Source organism: Streptomyces europaeiscabiei (assembly GCF_036346855.1).
GTDB classification, from domain to species: domain Bacteria; phylum Actinomycetota; class Actinomycetes; order Streptomycetales; family Streptomycetaceae; genus Streptomyces; species Streptomyces europaeiscabiei.
Map to the genome: position 1 here is coordinate 7,283,781 of NZ_CP107841.1, position 20,836 is coordinate 7,304,616.

The 20,836-nt window shown below is 71.1% G+C and carries 14 protein-coding genes, 1 pseudogene and 2 riboswitches; of the genes and pseudogenes, 7 read left to right on the plus strand and 8 right to left on the minus strand.

Annotation, left to right across the window (positions count from 1 at the left end; genetic code table 11):
• The first annotated feature begins 176 nt into the window (after nucleotides 1–176).
• The 3 genes from OG858_RS32000 to OG858_RS32010 all read left to right on the plus strand — a co-directional run bounded on the left by OG858_RS32000 (nucleotide 177) and on the right by OG858_RS32010 (nucleotide 4,580).
• Nucleotides 177–1,631: a hydrolase gene (locus tag OG858_RS32000; protein WP_319268369.1), complete on the plus strand. Its 1,455-nt coding sequence runs from the start codon at nucleotides 177–179 to the stop codon at nucleotides 1,629–1,631.
• A gap of 109 nt (nucleotides 1,632–1,740) precedes the next feature.
• On the plus strand, nucleotides 1,741–3,177 hold the full coding sequence (locus OG858_RS32005; protein ID WP_328544203.1) for an RICIN domain-containing protein: 1,437 nt from the start codon (nucleotides 1,741–1,743) through the stop codon (nucleotides 3,175–3,177).
• 2 nt (nucleotides 3,178–3,179) lie between these two features.
• Entirely contained in the window at nucleotides 3,180–4,580 is a 1,401-nt protein-coding gene (locus OG858_RS32010) for a ricin-type beta-trefoil lectin domain protein (protein WP_328544202.1), read from the plus strand.
• A gap of 102 nt (nucleotides 4,581–4,682) precedes the next feature.
• Here the strand turns inward: OG858_RS32010 and OG858_RS32015 are convergent, their stop codons facing one another.
• From OG858_RS32015 to OG858_RS32025, 3 genes are all read right to left on the minus strand, one after another.
• Nucleotides 4,683–6,836 carry an ATP-binding protein gene (locus tag OG858_RS32015; RefSeq protein WP_319319190.1) on the minus strand — a complete coding sequence of 718 codons (2,154 nt, stop codon included), beginning with the start codon at nucleotides 6,834–6,836 and terminating at the stop codon, nucleotides 4,683–4,685.
• Nucleotides 6,833–7,573 (minus strand): DUF4255 domain-containing protein, encoded by a 741-nt coding sequence (locus OG858_RS32020; protein ID WP_328544201.1) that lies wholly within the window; start codon nucleotides 7,571–7,573, stop codon nucleotides 6,833–6,835. Before OG858_RS32020 ends, OG858_RS32015 begins: the two co-directional genes overlap by 4 nt.
• Nucleotides 7,574–7,705: 132 nt before the next feature.
• A complete protein-coding gene (locus OG858_RS32025; protein WP_179201503.1) occupies nucleotides 7,706–8,401 on the minus strand; it encodes a helix-turn-helix transcriptional regulator in 696 nt (231 codons plus the stop codon).
• Nucleotides 8,402–8,692: 291 nt separating this feature from the next.
• Here OG858_RS32025 and OG858_RS32030 point away from each other — a divergent pair, with 291 nt between their 5' ends.
• The 3 genes and pseudogenes from OG858_RS32030 to OG858_RS32040 form a co-directional block, all read left to right on the plus strand.
• Nucleotides 8,693–11,806, plus strand: a complete 3,114-nt coding sequence (locus OG858_RS32030) for a helix-turn-helix transcriptional regulator (protein ID WP_328544200.1) — start codon at nucleotides 8,693–8,695, stop codon at nucleotides 11,804–11,806.
• A 136-nt stretch (nucleotides 11,807–11,942) separates the two neighbouring features.
• Nucleotides 11,943–12,395: a DoxX family protein gene (locus OG858_RS32035; RefSeq protein ID WP_319069468.1), complete on the plus strand. Its 453-nt coding sequence runs from the start codon at nucleotides 11,943–11,945 to the stop codon at nucleotides 12,393–12,395.
• A 108-nt stretch (nucleotides 12,396–12,503) separates the two neighbouring features.
• Nucleotides 12,504–12,902, plus strand: a pseudogene (locus tag OG858_RS32040) (transposase); the annotation flags it as partial.
• An 18-nt stretch (nucleotides 12,903–12,920) separates the two neighbouring features.
• On the opposite strand, the gene OG858_RS32045 reads toward OG858_RS32040, so the two are convergent.
• Complete coding sequence (locus tag OG858_RS32045) at nucleotides 12,921–14,189, minus strand: activator-dependent family glycosyltransferase (RefSeq protein WP_328544199.1); 1,269 nt, start codon at nucleotides 14,187–14,189, stop codon at nucleotides 12,921–12,923.
• A 315-nt stretch (nucleotides 14,190–14,504) separates the two neighbouring features.
• Here OG858_RS32045 and OG858_RS32050 point away from each other — a divergent pair, with 315 nt between their 5' ends.
• Nucleotides 14,505–15,548, plus strand: a complete 1,044-nt coding sequence (locus OG858_RS32050) for a ketoacyl-ACP synthase III family protein (protein WP_086749740.1) — start codon at nucleotides 14,505–14,507, stop codon at nucleotides 15,546–15,548.
• 507 nt (nucleotides 15,549–16,055) lie between these two features.
• Here OG858_RS32050 and OG858_RS32055 read toward each other — a convergent pair.
• From OG858_RS32055 to gcvT, 4 genes are all read right to left on the minus strand, one after another.
• A complete protein-coding gene (locus OG858_RS32055) occupies nucleotides 16,056–17,423 on the minus strand; it encodes an L-serine ammonia-lyase (RefSeq protein ID WP_319268388.1) in 1,368 nt (455 codons plus the stop codon).
• 106 nt (nucleotides 17,424–17,529) lie between these two features.
• Nucleotides 17,530–18,795, minus strand: a complete 1,266-nt coding sequence (glyA, locus tag OG858_RS32060; RefSeq protein WP_327748364.1) for a serine hydroxymethyltransferase — start codon at nucleotides 18,793–18,795, stop codon at nucleotides 17,530–17,532.
• A gap of 18 nt (nucleotides 18,796–18,813) precedes the next feature.
• Nucleotides 18,814–19,191 (minus strand): glycine cleavage system protein GcvH, encoded by a 378-nt coding sequence (gene gcvH / locus OG858_RS32065; protein WP_037695734.1) that lies wholly within the window; start codon nucleotides 19,189–19,191, stop codon nucleotides 18,814–18,816.
• Nucleotides 19,192–19,365: 174 nt separating this feature from the next.
• The gene (gene gcvT, locus OG858_RS32070; RefSeq protein ID WP_319066608.1) at nucleotides 19,366–20,493 is read right to left on the minus strand and encodes a glycine cleavage system aminomethyltransferase GcvT; all 1,128 of its coding nucleotides are present in this window, start codon (nucleotides 20,491–20,493) and stop codon (nucleotides 19,366–19,368) included.
• A 35-nt stretch (nucleotides 20,494–20,528) separates the two neighbouring features.
• Nucleotides 20,529–20,654: riboswitch (glycine riboswitch) on the minus strand.
• Nucleotides 20,655–20,751, minus strand: a riboswitch (glycine riboswitch).
• Nucleotides 20,752–20,836 lie beyond the last annotated feature (85 nt).

Consider the following 20,836-nt stretch of genomic DNA (forward strand, 5'->3'; position numbering starts at 1 on the left):
CAGTCCGGCCGATCGGCGGGAACGCCCCGGGGCAGCCTGCTCGCGCACACCCGGCGGCAGCACCCCGCACATACCCCGCGAGCGTCCCCGGGCCCGTGCGCGATGCCCTTTGGGGCACCGCGACCGTGCACTTTCTCCTCCTGACCCGGCCCCCGCCCTCCCGGTAGCGTCCTGACGTGAGCCTCTGGACTTCCCTCGAACCCGCCTCCGCGACCGTGGACCCGGGGAGCAGTGCGACCGTTCGGCTGCGTCTGCGCAACACCGGTGACGTGGTCGACGAGTACCGCTTCGAGCCGGTCGGTGACATCGCGCCGTGGACGACCGTGGAGCCGCAGACGCTCCGCCTGTATCCGGGGACGACGGGGTCGGTGGAGCTGCGGTTCTCTCCGCCCCGTACCTCGGACGCGACGGCGGGACCGAACGCGTATGCGGTGCGCATCACGCCGACCGAGCATCCGGAGGCGGCGACGGTTCCCGAGGGGAGCCTGACGATCACGCCGTTCACCGAGGTGCGGGCGGAGCTCGTGCCGCCGACGGTGAAGGGGCGGTTGCGGGGGCGGCCCAAGCTGGCCATCGACAACCTGGGCAACACCAAGGTCACCGCGTCGGTCAGCGGCAGCGACAACGGTGACCAGCTGTCGTACGACATCCATCCGAGCAATGTGCAGATCGAGCCCGGCCGTGCCGCGTTCGTGAAGGCCACGCTGAAGCCGCGGCAGATCACCTGGTTCGGGTCGAAGGAGGAACGGCCGTACACCTTCGCGGTGAAGCGGTCGGGAGTGACGCCGCTCGACGTCGAGGGCACCTATGTGCAGCGCAGCTTCCTGCCCGGCTGGCTCGCCACCTGCCTCGGCATCCTCCTGGCCCTCGCGATCACCTTCCTCACCCTGTGGCTCGCCTACAGGCCCCAGGTCATCAGCGCCGCCACGGAGCTGCAGAAGACCGGCGTCAGCACGCTGCCCCCCAGCCCTTCGGCACCGGTGTCGACCCCTCCGCCGCCCACTCCCTCCGCGCCCCCCGCCTCCTCGGCACCCCCGCAGGCGACGGAGACGGAAGCCGGCAGCGACGGCGGGAACGGCAGCGGCGGCAGTGGCGGCGGCTCCGGCGGTGGTTCCGAGGAGAAGAAGAAGCCCGCGCCCACGGCCGCGACCGCCGTACGGCAGCTGGCCGCGGCGGACCCGGGCGGCCGGCACATCTGCTACCGAGCCTTTGTGACGGGCAAGGGCTGGACGGCCCCCGAGTGCGACGGCGACACGGCCGGCACGGTGGGCCAGGGCAGGTCGCTCAAGGCTCTCAACATCGCGGTGTCCGGCGTCAACGGCACGGCCAGTGCCGCGTTCGTCCACAACCCCGATTCGACCAACGGCCAGGGCCATTACCCGAAGCCCTGGTCGAACGCACCCGACGGCCTCGACAACTACTTCGGCAGCTCCAAGGCGGGCGCCCCGGACATGCTGGGCTTCACCATCAACGTCGACAACGGCGGCCGGGGGGTCTGCCAGTCGGTCCACCAGAAGGACCGGGGCTGGCAGAACCTGGCCTGCGACAAACCCGGCGAGGGGGAGAACTACATCTTCGGCGGCACCCTCGACAACGGAATCTGGCTCGAAGCGGTCAAGTTCACCGTGTGACAAGGCTGTTGGGGCAAGGCCGTTGGGGCGGGCGCCGGTGGCCGCCGGGGCAGCCGAGCCTGCCCCGACGGCTCCTGACCGGACGACGCCCGCCGCGTAGCGTCCCTCCGTGAGCCTTTGGACTTCTCTGGAACCCGCGTCGGCCGCGGTGGACCCCGGTGGTACTACGACCGTTCGGCTGCGTCTGCGCAACACCGGTGACGTGGTCGACGAGTACCGCTTCGAGCCGGTCGGTGACATCGCGCCGTGGACGACCGTGGAGCCGCAGACCCTGCGGCTCTACCCGGGCACGACGGGGACGGTGGAACTGACGTTCGCTCCGCCCCGTACCCCGGACGCGACGGCCGGCCCGAACCCGTACGCGGTGCGGATCATCCCGACGGAACATCCGGAGGCGGCGACGGTTCCCGAGGGGAGCCTGACGATCACGCCGTTCACCGAGGTGCGGGCGGAGCTCGTGCCGCCGACGGTGAAGGGGCGGTTGCGGGGGCGGCCGAAGCTGGCCATCGACAACCTGGGTAACACCAAGGTCACCGCGTCGGTCAGCGGCAGCGACAACGGTGACCAGCTGTCGTACGACATCCATCCGAGCAATGTGCAGATCGAGCCCGGCCGTGCCGCGTTCGTGAAGGCCACGCTGAAGCCGCGGCAGATCACCTGGTTCGGGTCGAAGGAGGAACGGCCGTACACCTTCGCGGTGAAGCGGTCGGGAGTGACGCCGCTCGACGTCGAGGGCACCTATGTGCAGCGCAGCTTCCTGCCCGGCTGGCTCGCCACCTGCCTCGGCATCCTCCTGGCCCTCGCGATCACCTTCCTGACGATGTGGTTCGCCTTCCAGCCCAGGGTGACCAGTGCCGCCACCGAGTTCACGGAGGCCGGTGTCAGCACGCTGCCTCCCTCGGCCTCGCCGCAACCGCTGGAGTCCGCGAAGCCGGAGCCGACGCCGGAGCCGGAGGCGGAATCGGCCCCGTCCGAGAAGGCGGACGACGACGGCGGTGGTGGTGGCGGTGGTGGCGAGACCGCCGGGCCGACCGAGCAGGCTGAGGAGAAGGACGAGAGCGTGCTGCCGGCGCGCAACATCCTCCTGCGCAACCTCGCCACCAAGCTGTGCGCCGACGTCCCCGGCGAGGGCAACGGGCGGAGAGACGGCCGGGTGCAGCAGTTCACCTGCGACGACAGCACGGCGGACAACCAGCTCTGGCACCTGGAGGTGAAGGCTGAGAAGAAGGCGCCCGACGGCAGTGATCTCTTCCAGATCCGCAACGCCAAGGACCAGCTCTGCATGGACCTGCCGAACTACGGAGAGAACCCGATCCATACGAAGATCACGGAGTTCACCTGTGACGGCACGACCAGCGACAACCAGTTGTGGTGGCTCGACCCGCAGCAGAGCGGCGGCTACTGGATCCGCAACTTCGCGAGCAAGAACAGGTGTCTCGAAATCGCGGGCAACGAAGACACGCGCGACGAGGTGACCTTGATGCTCTTCCACTGCACCGTCACCGACGACCAGGAATGGCAGATCGTTCCTGGCGCGGGGGCCTGACCATGAGCCTCTGGACCTCCCTCGAACCCGCCTCCGCGACCGTGGATCCGGGGAGCAGCACGACCGTTCGGCTGCGTCTGCGCAACACCGGTGACGTGGTCGACGAGTACCGCTTCGAGCCGGTCGGGGACATCGCGCCGTGGACGGCCGTGGAGCCGCAGACGCTGCGGCTGTACCCGGGGACGACGGGGACGGTGGAACTGACGTTCGCTCCGCCACGCACCCCGGACGCGAAGGCGGGCCCGAACCCGTACGCGGTGCGGATCACGCCGACCGAGCATCCGGAGGCGACGACCGTCCCCGAGGGGAACCTGACGATCACACCGTTCACCGAGGTACGCGCGGAGCTCGTGCCGCCGACCGTGAAGGGGCGGTTCAGGGGTCGGCCCGAGCTCGCCATCGACAACCTCGGCAACACGAAGGTCACCGCCGCCGTCAGTGGCAGTGACAACGGTGACCAGCTGTCGTACGACATCCATCCGAGCAATGTGCAGATCGAGCCCGGCCGTGCCGCGTTCGTGAAGGCCACGCTGAAGCCGCGGCAGGTCATCTGGTTCGGTTCCAAGGAGGAGAGACCGTACGCGCTCGCCGTCCAACGGGCGGGCGTCGCAGCGCAGTCCGTCGACGGCACCTATGTCCAGCGGGGGTTGCTGCCGGGCTGGCTCGCCACCTGCGCGGGAGTCTTCCTGGCCCTGGCGATCACCTTCGTGACGCTGTGGTTCGCCTACCAGCCCAGGGTCACCAGCGCCGCGACCGATCTCCAGCAGGCCGGCACGACGGCCCTGCCGAGTGCCAGCCCGTCCGCGATGGCCCCGGCGCCGAGCATCTCCGCGGCGCCGCTGCCCTCGGAGACCCCCGAGGCTCCCCAGCGGGAGGAGGAGCCCGAGGACCCGGGTCCGGGATCCGGTTCCGGTTCCGGTTCGGGCTCCGCCTCCGGGGGGTCGGGAGCGGGGTCGGGGTCGGACAAGGAACCGGACACGAAACCCACGACGAAGAAGCCGGCCGCCGCCAAGGGGTTCAGGATCATCGGCCAGGCCTCGAACCGCTGCGTCGACGTCACGGACGCGAAGAACGGCAAGGGCAAGGACGGCACCCCGCTCCAGATCTGGGACTGCGCCGGTACCGCCAACCAGAAGTGGGACTTCCGGGGCGACGGCACCGTGCGCTCCCTCGGGCTGTGCATGGACGTCGCCTGGGGTTCCCGCGACGACGGCGCCGTCATCCAGGTGGCCAGGTGCAGCGGCAACCCCGCCCAGCAGTTCGTGCTCAGCACGGCCGGTGACCTGGTCAACCCACAGGCCGACAAATGCGTCGACGTGAAGGACAACGGCACCGGCGACGGCGCCAGGCTCCAGCTGTGGACCTGCGCGGGCACGCCCAACCAGAAGTGGCGCGTGAAGTAGCCCTCCCGGCGGGGCGTCCTCACCGCGGCGCTCCCGCTGTCCTCACCGGGGGCGCTCTCGCCGTCCTCACCGCGGCGCCCCGCCCGACTGCTGCCGCGCCGACTACCAGTTGCCCTCGCCCGGCACCAGCCGCCCGGCCTTGCGGTACTCGCGCTCCGCGCCCTCCCGCAGGTCGGCAGTGGTGACCGCCCCGGCGCGCCCGGCGGCGGCGTAGGCGGCGGTGACGACCGCGCTGCGGATGGAACCGCCTGCCAGCTCGAAGTCACGGGCGACCGCCGCCGGGTCGGTGTCGTCCGCGCGGGGCACCGCGGCGAGGCTGTGCCGCCACAGGGCCAGCCGCTGGGCGGCGTCCGGGAACGGGAAGTCGACCACCAGATCCAGCCGTCGTGTGAACGCCTCGTCGATGTTGGCCCGCAGATTCGTGGTCAGCAGGGCGATGCCGTCGAAGGACTCCAGACGCTGGAGCAGATAGGCGCTCTCCATGTTGGCGTACTTGTCGTGGGAGTCCTTGACCTCCGACCGTTTGCCGAACACGGCGTCCGCCTCGTCGAAGAGCAGCACGGCGTCCGTGCGGTCGGCCTCCGTGAAGATCCGTTCGAGGTTCTTCTCGGTCTCGCCCACATACTTGTCGACGATCGAGGAGAGCTGCACGACATAGAGGTCCAGGCCGAGTTCGGCGGCCACGACCTCCGCCGACAGCGTCTTGCCGGTGCCCGACTCGCCCGCGAAGAGCCCCAGGACCCCGTGACCCCGGCCGCCCCCGGCACTCAGCCGCCAGTCGCCGAGCACCCGGTCGCGATGGCGGGCGCGCAGCGCGAGTTCCCGCAGCTGGGCGAGGGGCTTGTCCGGCAGGACGAGGTCGTTCCAGCCGACGTCCGGGCGGATCCGGCGGGCGTGCCGCTCCAGACCGGAGGCGGACTGCAGCCGCGCGGCCAGCCGCAGATGGGCGGCGGTCACCTCGGTGCCGTCGAACGCCGCGAGGTCCACGGCGGCGCGGGCCGCCCGCGCGATCCGGTCACCGCCGAGCCGGTACGGGGCGACCGTGGCCGCCAGGTCGAACCCCGGCCCCTCCGACCCGGCACCGAGCGCCGCCGACCAGGCGTCCACCGCGCCCGAGGGCGGCCGGGGCACGTCGAGGACCAGCGGGTCACGGTCGCACCACTGCGGGTCGTACGGCTGCGTCCCGGCGAACAGCACGGACACGTCGGCCGCCGTCAGGGCCCGGACGAGCGGCCCCGGCTTCTCCGGCAGCGGCGACACCACGACCGCGCAACCACGCAGCCGGGCCTCGCGCAGCAGCCGGGGGAGGAGCACGGCCCCCTCGTCCTGGGCCGCCGGGGGCGTGAAGTGCAGCGCCTCCATCCCCGCCGCACGAAGTGCCGCCGAGGCACGCACCAGCCCGTCGCCCTCACGGTGCTCCCGCAGATGGACGGTGACCGGGGCGGCGGCCAGCCGGGCGGCCAGCCTGGCGGTGAACCCACCGTCCTCCACGGACACGGACAACGATGGGGACAACGACGGGGACGGAGACAACGACGGAGACAACGACGGGGACGGGGACGGGGACAACGACGCAGGCGCGGCCGAGGACGAAGGCTCGTCCAGGGACGACGGCGGCGACGGCCACGCGAGCGGGCGGACATGACCGACGAGCCCCGCGTCCAGCGTGTCGTCGCCCAGCAGATGCGCGACCAGCCGGTCCGGTACCCGCAACACCCGCCCGAGGAAGGGACGTTCGGTCTCCTCGACGGTCAGCAGTCCGAGCGCGCTCAGTGGCGCCGAGGGCAGGAACCGGGCCCGCCCCCGAGCGAGATGCACGGGCAGACCGCACAGGTCGAGTGCGAGCCCTATGGTGGCCCGACGCCTGCTGACGTCGTCGTTCAGATACCCGTACAACTGCTCGTAGGAGCGGTCCAGATCGGGCGCCAGGGCGATCAGCAGGATCCGTGTGTCCAGCTCGGTGAGCCCGAGCCGCCCTGAGAGCCGCTCCAGCGGACCGTCCGGGGCCGCCTCGGCGGCCTCGAAGCCCTCGAACACGGGGGCGTACGACCCGGCCGACGGCCCCAGCAGATGCCGTACGCCCTCCTCGGACACGTACAGCCCCCGCAGCGGATCACCCGCCGTCGGATCCCCGGCACTGCGCTGGGCCACCAACTCGGCGACACGGTCGCGCAGTCGGGCGAGCCGGAGGAGGAGGGTGCCGGTGGTGGGGGAGGTGTGAGCCGGCAGCGAGCCGGGAGACGCGTGAGTGCTCACCGCTGCCGTTCTCCGGTGCTGGTGCTGGTGCTGGTGCTGGTGCTGGTGCCGGTGCCGGTGCCGGGTACGGACGTCGGACGGCGGCCCTGCCGCTCTCCGGAGATGGGCGCGGACGCCAACTGCCCCGGCCGGTGGGCGCGTTCCTCGGAGCCCTCCGGGGAGCCGTCCACGCCGCGTACGCGGATCGCCGCACCCTCGGTGACCGGGGGACCGGCGTCGTACTCGGGGAAGGCCGGGAAGGGGGCGGTGACGACGAGGTCGAGGGACGGCTTCAGCTCGCCGCCCAGCGCGGACCAGATCTCGGCGAGCGACCGCGACTCGGAGTGCAGCCCCGCCACCGACACCGGCACGGACAGGCCCAGCGCGCCCAGCGCGCCCGGAAGTTCGGCGGGCGGCAGCAGCTCGCGTGGCAGCAGGTTGGCCAGCACCGCGGAGAGCAGCCGGTGTTCGTCCTGGGGCTGTTTGGTCCACGCCGTGACCAGGTACGACAGCCGGAACCAGCGGGGCGGCTGCCGACGGCGTACGACGATGTCGCGCTCGTCGCGGACCGGCATGTGGCCGCGCTGGCGGCGGGAGACGTCCTCGCGGATGTCGTACAGATAGGTGTTGACGGCGGGCGCGTTGCGCCGGGCCGCCCAGTCGCGGGTCGGCGCCTCGAAGGAGACGTCGATGCCGGAGCCGGCCAGGGCACCACCGCCGATCAGTCCCTTGAGGACCTCGTCCACCTCGTGGATCACGGTCGTGCTCCTGCTGTGTCGTGTGCCTTTCCGTCGATCCTGTCCGCTGCGGCGCCGCCCTTCCAGACGCGCCGGGGACGACGAGGGGGCACGGTGTCCTGCCCAGCGGGCCCGGTGGGTCTGCCCGTTCGATCAGATGTAGCCTTCCCGGAGGGCATAGGCCACCGCGTGCGCCCGGTTGCGGAGATGCAGCCGGGTGGTGAGCCCGTGCATCACGTTCTTGACGGTGCGTTCGGAGTAGGAGAGTTTGCTCGCGATCTCGCCGGTGTCCATCCCCTCGGCGACGAGCCGGAGGACGTCGATCTCACGCGGCACCAGGCCGGACAGCGGCGCCCCGGTGCGGCCGGCCACGGAACGCTGCAACGTCCCCACCTGGTTGATCAGCCGGCCGAGCAGATCTGCGGGCAGATCGCCGTCCCCGCGCGAGGCCGCGAGCACGGCCTGCGACAGCCGGTGCGCGGTGGCCTCGTGGCGCCACACGATGGCCCCGACCCCGCACTCGATGACGTCGAGCAGTTCGGTCTCGCGGATCAGGCTCACCACCAGGACGGCCCGCGCCCCCTCGCTGCGCACCATCCGGCGCAGCGCGGACAGCAGTGGCTCGTCCGGCGTCTCCCCGACCAGTACGGCCACGGTGCCCGGCCGTACCTGGGCGTCGTCCACCAGGTCGATCACCGGGTGCCCGCGCAACTGGCTGAGCACTCCGGCGCGGGAGAGCGGGTCGAGGGTGTGGACCACGACCGGGACACGGCGCCGGGGCTCCTGGTGCTCCGCTGTGACGCCGGCCGTGGGCGCCGTCGTGTCCGCGGTCCGGAATGTGCTGCGCAACCGTTTCTCCCGTATGCACGAAATCGCCGCTCCTGTGAGGGGAGTGGCTGATGGGCTCGATTCACCCTTCTGTGTGTCGTGTGCGCTGCGCAATCGTGGAGGACCACGAGACACACCACGAGATTCACCACAGGACGACCGGCCACGGTGCTTTCCCGCCGACTGTCCGCGGCCGGTGCACCGCAACGGTCCAAGCCCCGTCTACGGAAGCGGATGACGACAGGCCCGCGACAGCTCATGACAGGCACGACAGTTCATGACGGTCCATGACAGTCACGACAGGAGACAGCGATGTGCGCGCCGGAACCGCTTCTCGAACGCCGTGAGCCCCTGGAGCTGCTGGCCGCCGAGGCCGCCCGCGCCCGGACCGGCTCCGGCCGCCTGGTGCTGCTGCGGGGCGCCACCGGCACCGGTCGCACCGCGCTCCTGGAGGCCGCCGCCGAGCACGCGGCGGCCAACGGCATGCGCGTCCTGCGGGCCCGCTGCTCGCCCGACCACAGCTCCGTACCGTTCGGCGCGGTCTTTCAACTCCTCTCCCACGGGCCGGAGTTCGACCAGGCCGTGGGCGAGGCGCCGGACCCGCCGGGCACCCAGCCGCACCGGGGCAGGCCCGCGCGCCTGTGGCGGCTGCTGCGTTCCTACGCGGCCGAGTCCCCGCTGCTCGTCGCCGTGGACGACGCGCACTTCGCCGACACGCCGTCCCGCAGCTGGCTCGTCGAGGCCGTCCGCCGCATCGACCGGCTGCCGGTGCTCCTGGTGGTCACCGAGCGCAGCCAGTACGACCTCGACCCCCCGGCGGACGGTCTCGCGCACGCCCTCTCCCCTGCCCTCGTGCACACCCGCACCCTGGCCCCGCTGAGCCCGGACGCCGGGGCGCGGCTGGTCCGTTCCGTCCACGGCGACGCCCCGTCGGACTGGGTGGACGCCTGCTTACGTGCGGGCGCGAGCAGCCCCTTGCTGCTGCGCGCCCTGCTGTCCGACCTCCGCGACGCCGACCCCGAGGCCTCCCCGGCGGCCCTCCCGGACACCTGCGCGGCGCTCTATCCGGGCACCTACGCCGCCGCGGTGTCCTGGTGGCTGGACAGTGCCGGGCCCGCGACCACCGGGATCGCCCGCGCGCTCGCCGCTCTGGACGACGAGGACGCCCCCGTACCGGCCGACGCCGACCTGCTCGCCCGGACGGCCGACGCCGACCCCGCCCGCGTCCCCGGCTGGCTCACCGCGATGACCGGTCTCGGCCTGCTGCGCCCCGACCCCGAGGGACGGCCCCGCTACGCCCACCCCCTGCTGCGGGACGCCGTGCTCGGCGGCTGGGCCGGCGCCGACCGGCAGGCCGCCCACCGCCGGGCGGCCGAGGCGATGCTGCACCGCGGCGACCACGCCGAGGCCGTCGCCGGCCAACTGCTGCGCTCCGGCCCCGTCGGCGAGGCCTGGGCGACCGGCGCCCTGCTCGACGCCGCCGACCTCGCCGTCCGTGACGACCGCGGCGACGACGCCCTCGCCTACCTCCGCCGCGCCCTCGACGAACCGATGCCGGCCGCCCGCCGCACCGTGGTCCTCACCGAACTGGGCTCCCTGGAATACGCCACCGTGCGCTCCACCGCCGGCATCCCCCGGCTCGCCGAGGCGATGCGCCTGCCCGGCCCGCCCCGGGAACGCGTCCACGCGGCGGTCGCCCTCGGCACCGCCCTGGCCCGCCGGGGCGAGGCCCGCGCCGCCGTCGACGTGCTGCGCGGGCTGCGCGACGAGCACCTGACGGGCCACCCGGACCTGATCCGCACGGTCCAGACCGCCTCCGCGCTGCTCTCCGACCACGACCAGGGCGTACGGCAGGAGGTGTACCGCTGGCTGCGCGAGACCGCCGAACGCTCGCCCCACCTGGTCGGCACCGCCGGACAGGCCCTCCTCGTCCGCTACGAGGCCACCGCCGGCCTGATCTCGGCGGCCTCGGCGATGCACCGCGTCCGGGCCCTCCTCGCCCAGCCGGCCGACCCGCTGTCCGAGGTCTTCCTGCTGGGCACCGCCGCCGCCGTCGCCCAGTGGGCCGACCGGCTCGACGAGGCCGAACGCCTCGTCCACCGCGGCCTCAGCGGCCAGCGCACCTCCCTCCTCCACCCCATGCATCTGGCCCTCCTCAACGTCCGTATCGACATCGCCGCCGCACGGGGCGCCCACGAGGAGGTCCTCGCCGACCCCGAGGTCGCGCGCGCGGTCGCCGGCCGTCCCGAGTCCCCCAACGCGCTGGCCCACGCGGTCATCGCCCTCGTGGAGACCGGCCGTACGGACGAGGCCGCCCGCCTCGCCGACGCCTTCGACCTCCAACGCGCCCACGACTCCTGGGAGCTGAACCGCTTCCTCTACGCCCGGGGCCTCCTTCGCGTCGCCACCGGCGACCCGGCGGCCGCCCTCGACGACTTCCTGGAGTGCGGCCGCCGCCAGTGCGCCCGGGACGTCGTCAGCCCCGTCGTCACGCCCTGGCGCACCGCCGCCGCCGAATGCCACCTCGCCCTGGGCCGCCCCCACGAGGCCCTGGCCCTCGAAGAACAGGAACTCCGCCTCGCCACCGTCTGGAACACCCCCCGCGTGCTGGGCCGAGCCCTCTCCGCCCTCGGCACGGCGACGGGCGGCCGCCGGGGCCTGGAGCTGGGGGACCGGGCGGTACGGATGCTGCGCAAGGGAGCCGACGGGGCGGCGGAGGAGGCCGCGGGGGCGGCCGGGGCCGAGGTCGTGACGCTGGGGGGCGCCGCTTCGGGGGCCGGCGGCCGGCTGTCGGCCAGGGGGCCCGCCGCGGCCGGGGGCGGCTGGAGGCAGGGCGGAGCACGGGTGATGGCGACGGCCGTGCACGGCTGGGCGCCGGGCGGAGCCTCCGCACGGGCCGTGGGCGGCTGGGCGGTGGGCGGAGCGTCCGCGGTGCCGTCGATCGGAGGCTGGGCGGCCGTCGAGGCGCCGGACGGAGTGCAGGACGGAGCGTCGGACGGTGCGCCGGGTGGAATGCCCGGTGGGATGCCGGTGGAGACGGAACTGATACCGGCGCTCGTGGCGCAGGGGCGGGCTCTCGCCTCCCTCGGGGAGCGGGCGCGGGCCCGTGACGTCTTCCGGGAGGCCGCCCGACGTGCCGAACGCCTGGGCGCGCTCCGCCTGCGCGCGGTCGCGGAGGAGGCCCTGCGCGAGGGCGGCGCCCGCCGCACGGCGGCGGCCCTGACCGGCCCCTCCGCCCTCACCGCGGCCGAGCGCCGCATCGCCGAACTCGCCGCGCAGAGCCGCACGAACACCGAGATAGCCCAACTCCTGCACCTCGCCCGCCGCACCGTCGAGACCCACCTGACCAGTACCTACCGCAAGCTCGGCATCCGCCGCAGAGCAGAACTCGGCACGGCCCTCGCGAACCCGGGCGAGAACACCTGACCGGCACCCGGCGTGGTGCGGACGTCTTGTACGCCGCCCCGAAGTCGGCGCCGGGCTCCCTGAACCGGAGACCGGGCGCATGCGTAACGAAGAACCGGGAGCACCCACGCGTAGCCGACACATCCGAGGAGTACCCATGAGCAGCACCCCGCGCCTGAACGACTGGCTCACCACGCGCCAACCCCTCGTCCTGGGCCTGTTCCGCATCGTCCTGGGCCTGCTGTTCGCCAGCGAGGGCGCAGCCACGGTCTTCGGGATCCTGGACCGCAAGGCGAGCCCGGTCGGCGACTGGCCCTTCTGGTACGCCGGAGTCATCGAGCTGACCTGCGGCGTCCTCATACTCCTCGGTGTCGCGACCCGCGGCGCCGCGTTCCTCAGCTCGGGCGTCATGGCCTTCGCCTACTTCACGGAACACCAGAAGGACGGCCTCTTCCCCCTCCAGAACGGCGGCCTCGCCCCCGTCCTCTTCTGCTGGGGTTTCCTCCTCCTGGTCTTCACCGGCCCCGGCGCCCTGTCCCTGGCGGGCCTGACCGGCCGCGAGGCGGCCCCCCGCCGCGTCACCGAGTCGTCCCGGGCGACCGCGCCCTGACCCTCGACTTCTGCTGGGGCTTCCTCCTCCTGGTCTTCGCCGGCCCCGGCGCCCTGTCCCTGGCGGGCCTGACCGGCCGCGAGGCGGCCCCCCGCCGCGTCACCGAGTCGTCCCGGGCGACCGCGCCCTGACCCTCGACGGCATGCGCTTGCCTGCTTCGCCACCCACACCAAGGACACCCCGATCGCCGCGCTGGAACTGCGTCGGCGCCGGCGCGCCCGCGCCGAAGACCGCATCCGCGCCGCCCGCGCCACCGGCCCGCGCAGCCTCCCGCTCCACGACATGGTGCAGAGCCAGATCCGGCTGGAGATCGTCCAGATCGCCCCGGACCTGCTCGCCCGGAAGCCCATGCTCGCCCGGAAGCCCATGCTCGCCCGGCAAGCCCCGTCCCCGGAGCCCCGCCGCCTGCGCCCGCGGCTGTTCTCCACCGCCACCCAGCTCATCACCACCGGCCGCCGCCGCATCCTCCGTCCCGCCCGCCGGCGGCCATGGAGCAGTGTGATGTAGACCGGCCGGTGCGGCAGGCTAGGTACCACTCGGCCTCTGTGCTCGCTCCGCGACCAGCTTCTCCAGCACCGCGACGGTGTCGTAGGCGGTCGGCATGGTGGCCACCTCCTCGCTCAGTCGGAGTGCTTCCGCTCGGTGGCTCGGGTCCTGCAAGAGCCTGAGCAACTGCTCGCGGACCTGCCCAGCCGTTATCTCGCTGTGGTGAACGAAGAATCCTGCGCCCTCCCGCTCCAGTGTCCGACCACGCAGTTCCTGGTCGGCAATGTAGGTGGAGAGGATGAGCTGCGGGACCGCGTAGGTCAGGGCGGTGGAGAAGGTGCCCCAGCCACCGTGGTGGATGACTGCCGAGCAACTTGGCAGCAGGGTGTGCAGCGCCACGTCGTCGACGACGACGGCATTGGCCGGGACAGGGCCCAACTCGGCTTTCTGCTGAGGCAGAACCGTGACCACGACTTCGATGTCGAGGTCGGACAGTGCATCGAGAATCGTGGGTATGGAGATGTAATCACCGGCATACGCTTCGGTGTTCATGTTGCCGAGCGTGAGGCAGACGCGCGGGCGCTTGGGCGGCTCACGTAGCCAGTCCCAGAGCACGGCCGCGCCGTTGTAGGGCTGGTAGCGCAGCGTGAGCTGCGGCAACGGGGTAGCCGGGCGCAGGCTCGGCGGAAGAAGATCCAGGGTGTAGTCGCCCTGCAGGAGTTGCTCGTCAGAGACGATTCCGTATGGCCGACCGCGCTCGTTCATCCAGTCGGCGAGCGGGTCGACCCGCTCGCTCTCAGGGAGTTCTGCCATGAGGCGCACATAGCGGCTGCGGGCTATGCCGAAAACATCGGCGCACCACAACATCCGCAGATGCAAGGCTCCCGCAGCGCGGGCGGCCATGGCCCCGGCGTACGAGAGCGGATCCCGAACCACCACGTCCGGCCGCCAACTCTGCGCCAGAGCCACCAGTTCGTCCATAACCGGATCGTTGAACAGGGCATAACCGTACGGGACGCTCAGTTCGTAACATTCGCGCAGGGTGGCCACATCCGTTTCGCCCTGCGCGAGTCTGCTCCAGTTGGTCAACTCGCTGTCCTGTGTCTCACGGGCCGCGGCAAGTCGCGGATGCATCGTATGGTCACGGCCGACTGGAGCCGCGACAAGACCGGTCCCGGTGATCACGTCTGTGAAACCTGGGCTGTTCGGCATCATCACCTCGTGCCCGGCTGCCGTTAGAGCCCAGGCGAGCGGTGCCATGCCATAGATGTGGGACTTCTCCGGCAGGCATGTAAACATGACCTTCATAAAGAATTCTTTCCTTCCTGGGCCTATTTGCGGAACGCTGTTGTGCGGATGGATTGCATGGAGAGGGTTTCCTGGCGGACCTTCCCGACGGCTGCGGTCGGAACCAAGGCTGTTTCAGCGTGATGTATGGCATTGAGGGGCTCCGGTGCCGGGAGGTTCCTCTAGGGAAAGCCCTAGTCATCGCCGAGGTTCTACTCGTGGGCCGGCAAGGCCAATGAAGATCTGTGCTTCAGTGGGTGGGCTGTGCGGTCGACCGGACGTCGGGCCGGTAGCCGGTGAGCGGTGGCCCGTGCCTAGTGAACTGGGAGAATTCTGATGCAAGTCGACGGCGTTTACATAGACTCATTGGGTGTCGATCTCCACGAGTGGGCTGACGCGGAGCAGGCGGTTGCGGACGGGCTGCTCTCGCAGGAAATGCTGACCACCACCGGCCTCACGGGTGCCTGTGTGGCCGGTGAGACGCCCGCCATGGACCTGGCTGCGAACGCCGCGCGGCAGGCCCTGAGCCGGTCGAAAATCCAGCCCGACGAGATTTCCGTGCATCTGCACAGTGCTGTCGCGTACCAGGGACCCGAGGGTTCCTATCCGCCCGGCTACATCATGCGGGAATTGGGGCTGGGAAATATTCCGGCATTCTATCTGCGGCAAGGCTGCAACGGAATGCTTGGAGCGCTGGAGATCGCCATCGGGCAGATCACAGGTGCTGCCGCGGCCGAGTCGGTGCTGATTACCACCGGGGAGAACTTCAGCTCTTCTGGAATTAACCGATGGGCCGACGGTCAGAATCAAACATATATCCTGGGCGACGGTGGCGCGTCGGCGTTGGTGAGTGCCGACGAGGGTATCGCCGAAGTGAAGTCACTGAACGCCGGGGTTTTGCATCGGCTGGAGCGGTGGCACCGCGGCAACGGACCCTTGTACGACGATGGAACTGCGGCATCCGACATGACTGCGATGACCCAGCAGACCATGGACTTCTACGAGTCCGACCTGTCGATCACGGAGACGTTTGAATGGATGACGCGGTTCGACCTGGAAATCATGCAGAGAACGCTGGTTGATGCCGGTCTCAACGCATCCGACGTCTCCAAGGTTCTGACGACCCATGTCGACAGGCGCGTCGTCGAGTACGCAGTGATGGCGCCCCTCGGGCTGCCGATGTCACGGTCCGGCTTCGAGTTCGGCAAGCGGGTCGGACACGTCGGAGGAGCAGACGTGTTCCTCGCCTTGGAGCACATGATCCGCACCCGCGAGGTCGGCCCGGGTGACAACGTGCTGCTGATGTCGCACGGCCCGGGCTGGATCTGCACAGCAGCGGCCCTGACCATCACGGAGTCACCAGAATGGGAGTTGGGCTGACAGCGAGTCCGCGGTGGCGCCCACCTGAGGTGGAGGCGTGACAGGGGTGCGTGCAGGGCAGGCCGACGACCCTCTAGAGGGCGCCATGGCAGAGAGCTTCACCTCGAACGAGGTCACCTTCCGGCTGGCCCGCTTCCGCCGAAGAGTGCCGAGGTCCCGGGCCGCTCCGCATGCCGTACTCGGCCTATGGGGTGTCGGACAGGACGTCCTGGAGTCGGGCGGGCGAGGACCGCTGCTCGCGGAGGCGTTGGCCCACCGCCGGGGCGTCAGGGAGCGCGCGGGCGGGATCGGGAAGACGGCGTGGTACGCGGCCGCAGGCGTCGCTCGTCCTCTGCGGGTCGACCCGCGGACGAGCACGTGGTCGCGGATCGGACGGCCAGGGGGAAGGCGAGTGCAGGGGGACCTCCACGCCTGTCCCAGGGGCGTTCCGGGGACTTTCCGCCGCGTGGACAGGGAAGGCCCTGACAGCGCTGAAAGAAACGAACGCGCTGGTCAGGGCCTATCCCCTCAGCACTCGATGATGTTCACCGCAAGCCCGCCCCGGGCCGTCTCCTTGTACTTGACGCTCATGTCGGCGCCGGTCTCCTTCATCGTCTTGATGACCTTGTCGAGGGACACCTTGTGGGTGCCGTCGCCCCGCATGGCCATGCGGGCGGCTGTGACGGCCTTCACGGCGGCCATGCCGTTGCGTTCGATGCAGGGGATCTGGACGAGGCCGCCGACGGGGTCGCAGGTGAGGCCGAGGTTGTGTTCCATGCCGATCTCGGCGGCGTTCTCGACCTGTTCGGGGGAGCCGCCGAGGACTTCGGCGAGGGCTCCGGCGGCCATGGAGCAGGCGGAGCCGACCTCGCCCTGGCAGCCGACCTCGGCGCCGGAGATGGAGGCGTTCTCCTTGAAGAGCATGCCGATGGCGCCGGCGGCCAGCATGAACCGTACGACTCCGTCCTCGTCCGCGCCCGGGACGAAGTTGATGTAGTAGTGCAGGACGGCGGGGATGATGCCGGCCGCGCCGTTCGTGGGGGCCGTCACCACCCGGCCGCCCGCCGCGTTCTCCTCGTTCACCGCCATCGCGTACAGCGTGATCCACTCCATGGAGCGGGCCAACGGGTCGCCCTCCGCCCGCAGTTGACGGGCCGACATGGACGCGCGGCGGCGTACGCGCAGACCGCCGGGCAGGATGCCCTCGCGGGACATGCCGCGGGAGACACACGCCTGCATCACGCGCCAGATGTCGAGGAGACCGGAACGGATCTCGTCCTCGCTGCGCCAGGCCCGCTCGTTCTCCAGCATCAGGGCGGAGATCGACAGACCCGTCTCCTTCGCCACGCGGAGCAGCTCGTCGCCCGTGCGGAAGGGGTACTTGAGGGGCGTGTCGTCGAGTTTGATGCGGTCCGCGCCGACCGCGTCCTCGTCGACGACGAAGCCGCCGCCGACGGAGTAGTACGTCTTCGACAACAGCTCCGTGCCCGCCGCGTCGTAGGCCCAGACGGTCATGCCGTTGGCGTGGTACGGCAGCGTCTTGCGGCGGTGCAGGACCAGGTCCTTGTCGAAGGAGAAGGGGATCTCGTGGTCGTCCAGGAGGCGGATACGGCCCGCCTCCTTGATCGCTTCCACCCGCGCGTCGGCCGACTCGACGTCCACCGTGCGCGGTGAGGCGCCTTCCAGGCCCAGGAGTACGGCCTTGGGGGTGCCGTGGCCATGGCCGGTGGCGCCCAGCGAGCCGTACAGCTCGACGCGCACCGAGGCCACGCCCGCGAGCAGCTCCTCGTTGCGCAGCCGCCGGGCGAACATGCGGGCGGCGCGCATCGGGCCGACCGTGTGGGAGCTGGACGGGCCGATGCCGATCGAGAACAGGTCGAAGACCGAGATGGCCACGGTGACTCCTCAGAACGGGGGAGGTTGGTGCAGGGGGTGGGGCACCGCGCACTCCCCAGTGTGCGGTGCCCCGGAAGAGCGGGACTACGTACCGATGAAGTCGGGGTTACTTCCCCAGCCCCGGGTACAGCGGGTGCTTGTCGGCGAGGGCCTTGACCCGGGTCCTGAGGGCCTCGACGTCGTACGACGGCTTCAGCGCCTCGGCGATGACGTCCGCGACCTCGGTGAAGTCCTCGGCGGTGAAGCCGCGGGTGGCCAGGGCCGGGGTGCCGATGCGGAGCCCGGAGGTGACCATCGGCGGACGCGGGTCGTTGGGGACGGCGTTGCGGTTGACGGTGATGCCGACCTCGTGGAGACGGTCCTCGGCCTGCTGCCCGTCCAGCTCGGAGGCGCGCAGGTCGACCAGGATCAGATGCACGTCGGTGCCGCCGGACAGGACGTCGACACCGGCCTCCCGGGCGTCCGGGGCCGTCAGCCGCTCGGCGAGGATCCGCGCGCCCTCGACCGTACGGCGCTGGCGCTCCCTGAACTCCTCGGAGGCCGCGACCTTGAAGGACACCGCCTTCGCCGCGATCACATGCTCCAGCGGACCGCCCTGGAAGCCCGGGAAGACGGAGGAGTTCAGCTTCTTCGCGAACTCCTTCTTCGCCAGGATGATGCCGCCGCGCGGGCCGCCGAGGGTCTTGTGGGTGGTGGAGGTGACCACGTCCGCGTACTCGACGGGGTTGGGGTGCAGTCCGGCGGCGACCAGGCCCGCGAAGTGCGCCATGTCCACCCACAGATACGCCCCGACCTCGTCGGCGATCCGGCGGAACTCGGCGAAGTCCAGCTGACGCGGGTACGCCGACCAGCCCGCGATGATCACCTTCGGGCGGTGCTCCTTGGCGAGCTTCTCCAGTTCGGCCATGTCGACGAGGCCGGTGGCGGTGTCGACGTGGTAGGCGACGACGTTGAACTGTTTGCCGGAGAAGTTCAGGCGCATGCCGTGGGTGAGGTGGCCGCCGTGGGCGAGGTCGAGGCCGAGGATGGTGTCGCCGGGCTGGGCGAGGGCGAAGAGGGCGGCCTGGTTGGCGGAGGCGCCGGAGTGGGGCTGGACGTTGGCGTATTCGGCGCCGAAGAGGTCCTTGAGGCGGTCGATGGCGATCTGTTCGGTGACGTCGACGTGTTCGCAGCCGCCGTAGTAGCGGCGGCCGGGGTAGCCCTCGGCGTACTTGTTGGTCAGGACGGTGCCCTGGGCCTCCATGACCGCGACGGGGGCGAAGTTCTCCGAGGCGATCATTTCCAGGGTGGACTGCTGGCGGTGCAGCTCGGCGTCGACGGCGGCGGCGACCTCGGGGTCCAGCTCGTGCAGGGGCGTGTTCAGAAGCGACATGCGTACGACCTCGTCCTCTCAGCCGGCGGTGTGGGCGACGTACTCGTCGGCGGTGAGCAGGTCGTCCGGCTCCTGCGCGACTCGTACCTTGAACAGCCAGCCGCCCTCGAACGGGGCGGTGTTCACCAGCGACGGGTCGTTGACGACGTCCTCGTTGATCTCGGTGATCTCACCGGAGACCGGTGAGTACAGGTCGCTGACCGACTTCGTGGACTCCAGTTCGCCGCAGGTCTCGCCCGCGGCCACGGTGGAGCCCACCTCGGGAAGCTGGGCGTAGACGACATCGCCGAGCGCGTTCGCCGCGAACTCCGTGATGCCGACCGTCGAGACGCCGTCCTCGGCGACCGACAGCCACTCGTGCTCCTTGCTGTAACGCAGCTGCTGGGGGTTGCTCATGGCCTGAATTCTCCTGTACGCGGGGGAGTGGTGAGGAAGGGGGGGGACTGCTGAAACCGCTGTTGAGCAGCGCGGATGTGCCCAGTGTCACTCTCGGGGTCCACACGGGTGCCGCTTCCGAACGACTACGTGTACGACCTCGCACACGACTACGGGCGGACGACTACGAAGGTGTCACTTCTGCCGCTTGTAGAACGGCAGCGCCACGACCTCGTACGGCTCGTGGCTGCCCCGGATGTCCACGCCCACACCGGCCGTGCCCGGCGCGGCGTGCGTGGCGTCGACGTACGCCATGGCGATCGGCCTGCCCAGCGTCGGGGAGGGAGCGCCGGAGGTGACCTCGCCGATCACCTTGCCGTCGGCGACGACCGGGTATCCGGCGCGCGGCACCCGGCGGCCCTCGGCGACCAGGCCGACGAGGACGCGGGGCGGGGCCGAGGCGGCGCGCTCGGCGGCCGCAGTCAGCGCCGTACGCCCGACGAAGTCGCCCTCCTTCTCGAACTTCACGACGCGCCCGAGCCCGGCGTCGAACGGCGTCAGCTCGGTGGTCAGCTCGTGACCGTACAGCGGCATGCCCGCCTCCAGGCGCAGCGTGTCCCGGCAGGACAGCCCGCAGGGCACCAGGCCCGCGCCCTCGCCCGCCTTGGTCAGCGCCTGCCACAGCTCGACGGCGTGCTCCGGCTTCACGAACAGCTCGAAGCCGTCCTCACCGGTGTACCCGGTCCGGGCGATCAGCGCGGGGACCCCGGCGACCGTGCCGGGCAGCCCCGCGTAGTACTTCAGACCGTCGAGGTCGGCGTCGGTGAGGGCGGCCAGGATGCCGGGCGACTCGGGGCCCTGGACGGCGAGCAGCGCGTACGCGTCCCGGTCGTCCCGCACCTCGGCGTCGAACCCGGCGGAACGCTCGACGAGCGCGTCCAGCACGACCTGGGCGTTGGAGGCGTTCGCGACGACCATGTACTCGGTCTCGCCCAGGCGGTAGACGATCAGGTCGTCGAGGATGCCGCCGTCCTCGCGGCAGATCATGGTGTAGCGGGCGCGGCCGGGCTTCACACCGCCGATGTTGCCGACCAGCGCGTGATCGAGCAGCGAGGCGGCCTGCGGGCCGGAGACGGTGATCTCGCCCATGTGGGAGAGGTCGAAGAGGCCGGCCTTCGTGCGGACGGCGGTGTGCTCGTCGCGTTCGGAGCCGTAGCGCAGGGGCATGTCCCAGCCTGCGAAGTCGGTCATCGTCGCACCGAGCGAGCGATGCAGGGCATCGAGCGCGGTACGGCGCGATCCAGCGGTGGGGCTACTGCTCATCGGTTCTGCTCCCAGGGCATGACAGGCGAGGGCGATCCTCCCCATCTGTCATCGGAACCTGAGAGGTTCACCACGACCGCACGTACTGGTGGTCATGGTTTGCACCTTGGGTGGAGCCGTCCTCTGCGCAAGAAGAGGTGCGGCCCGCTTTTCAGATGTGCCTCGCCCACGCGGTATCTGAGCCTGAGAGATTCAAGGGAGGGACTTGCTCCTTCGGCGCCCCAGCGAGACTGCTGGGAGCTCTCCCGCGCGGATTCAAGCGGCCGGTATGCAGTTGGCGCGCACATCATTGCACGCATCGACGTGGTGCGGCAGGGGGACCTTTCACAGGTGGGGACACGAC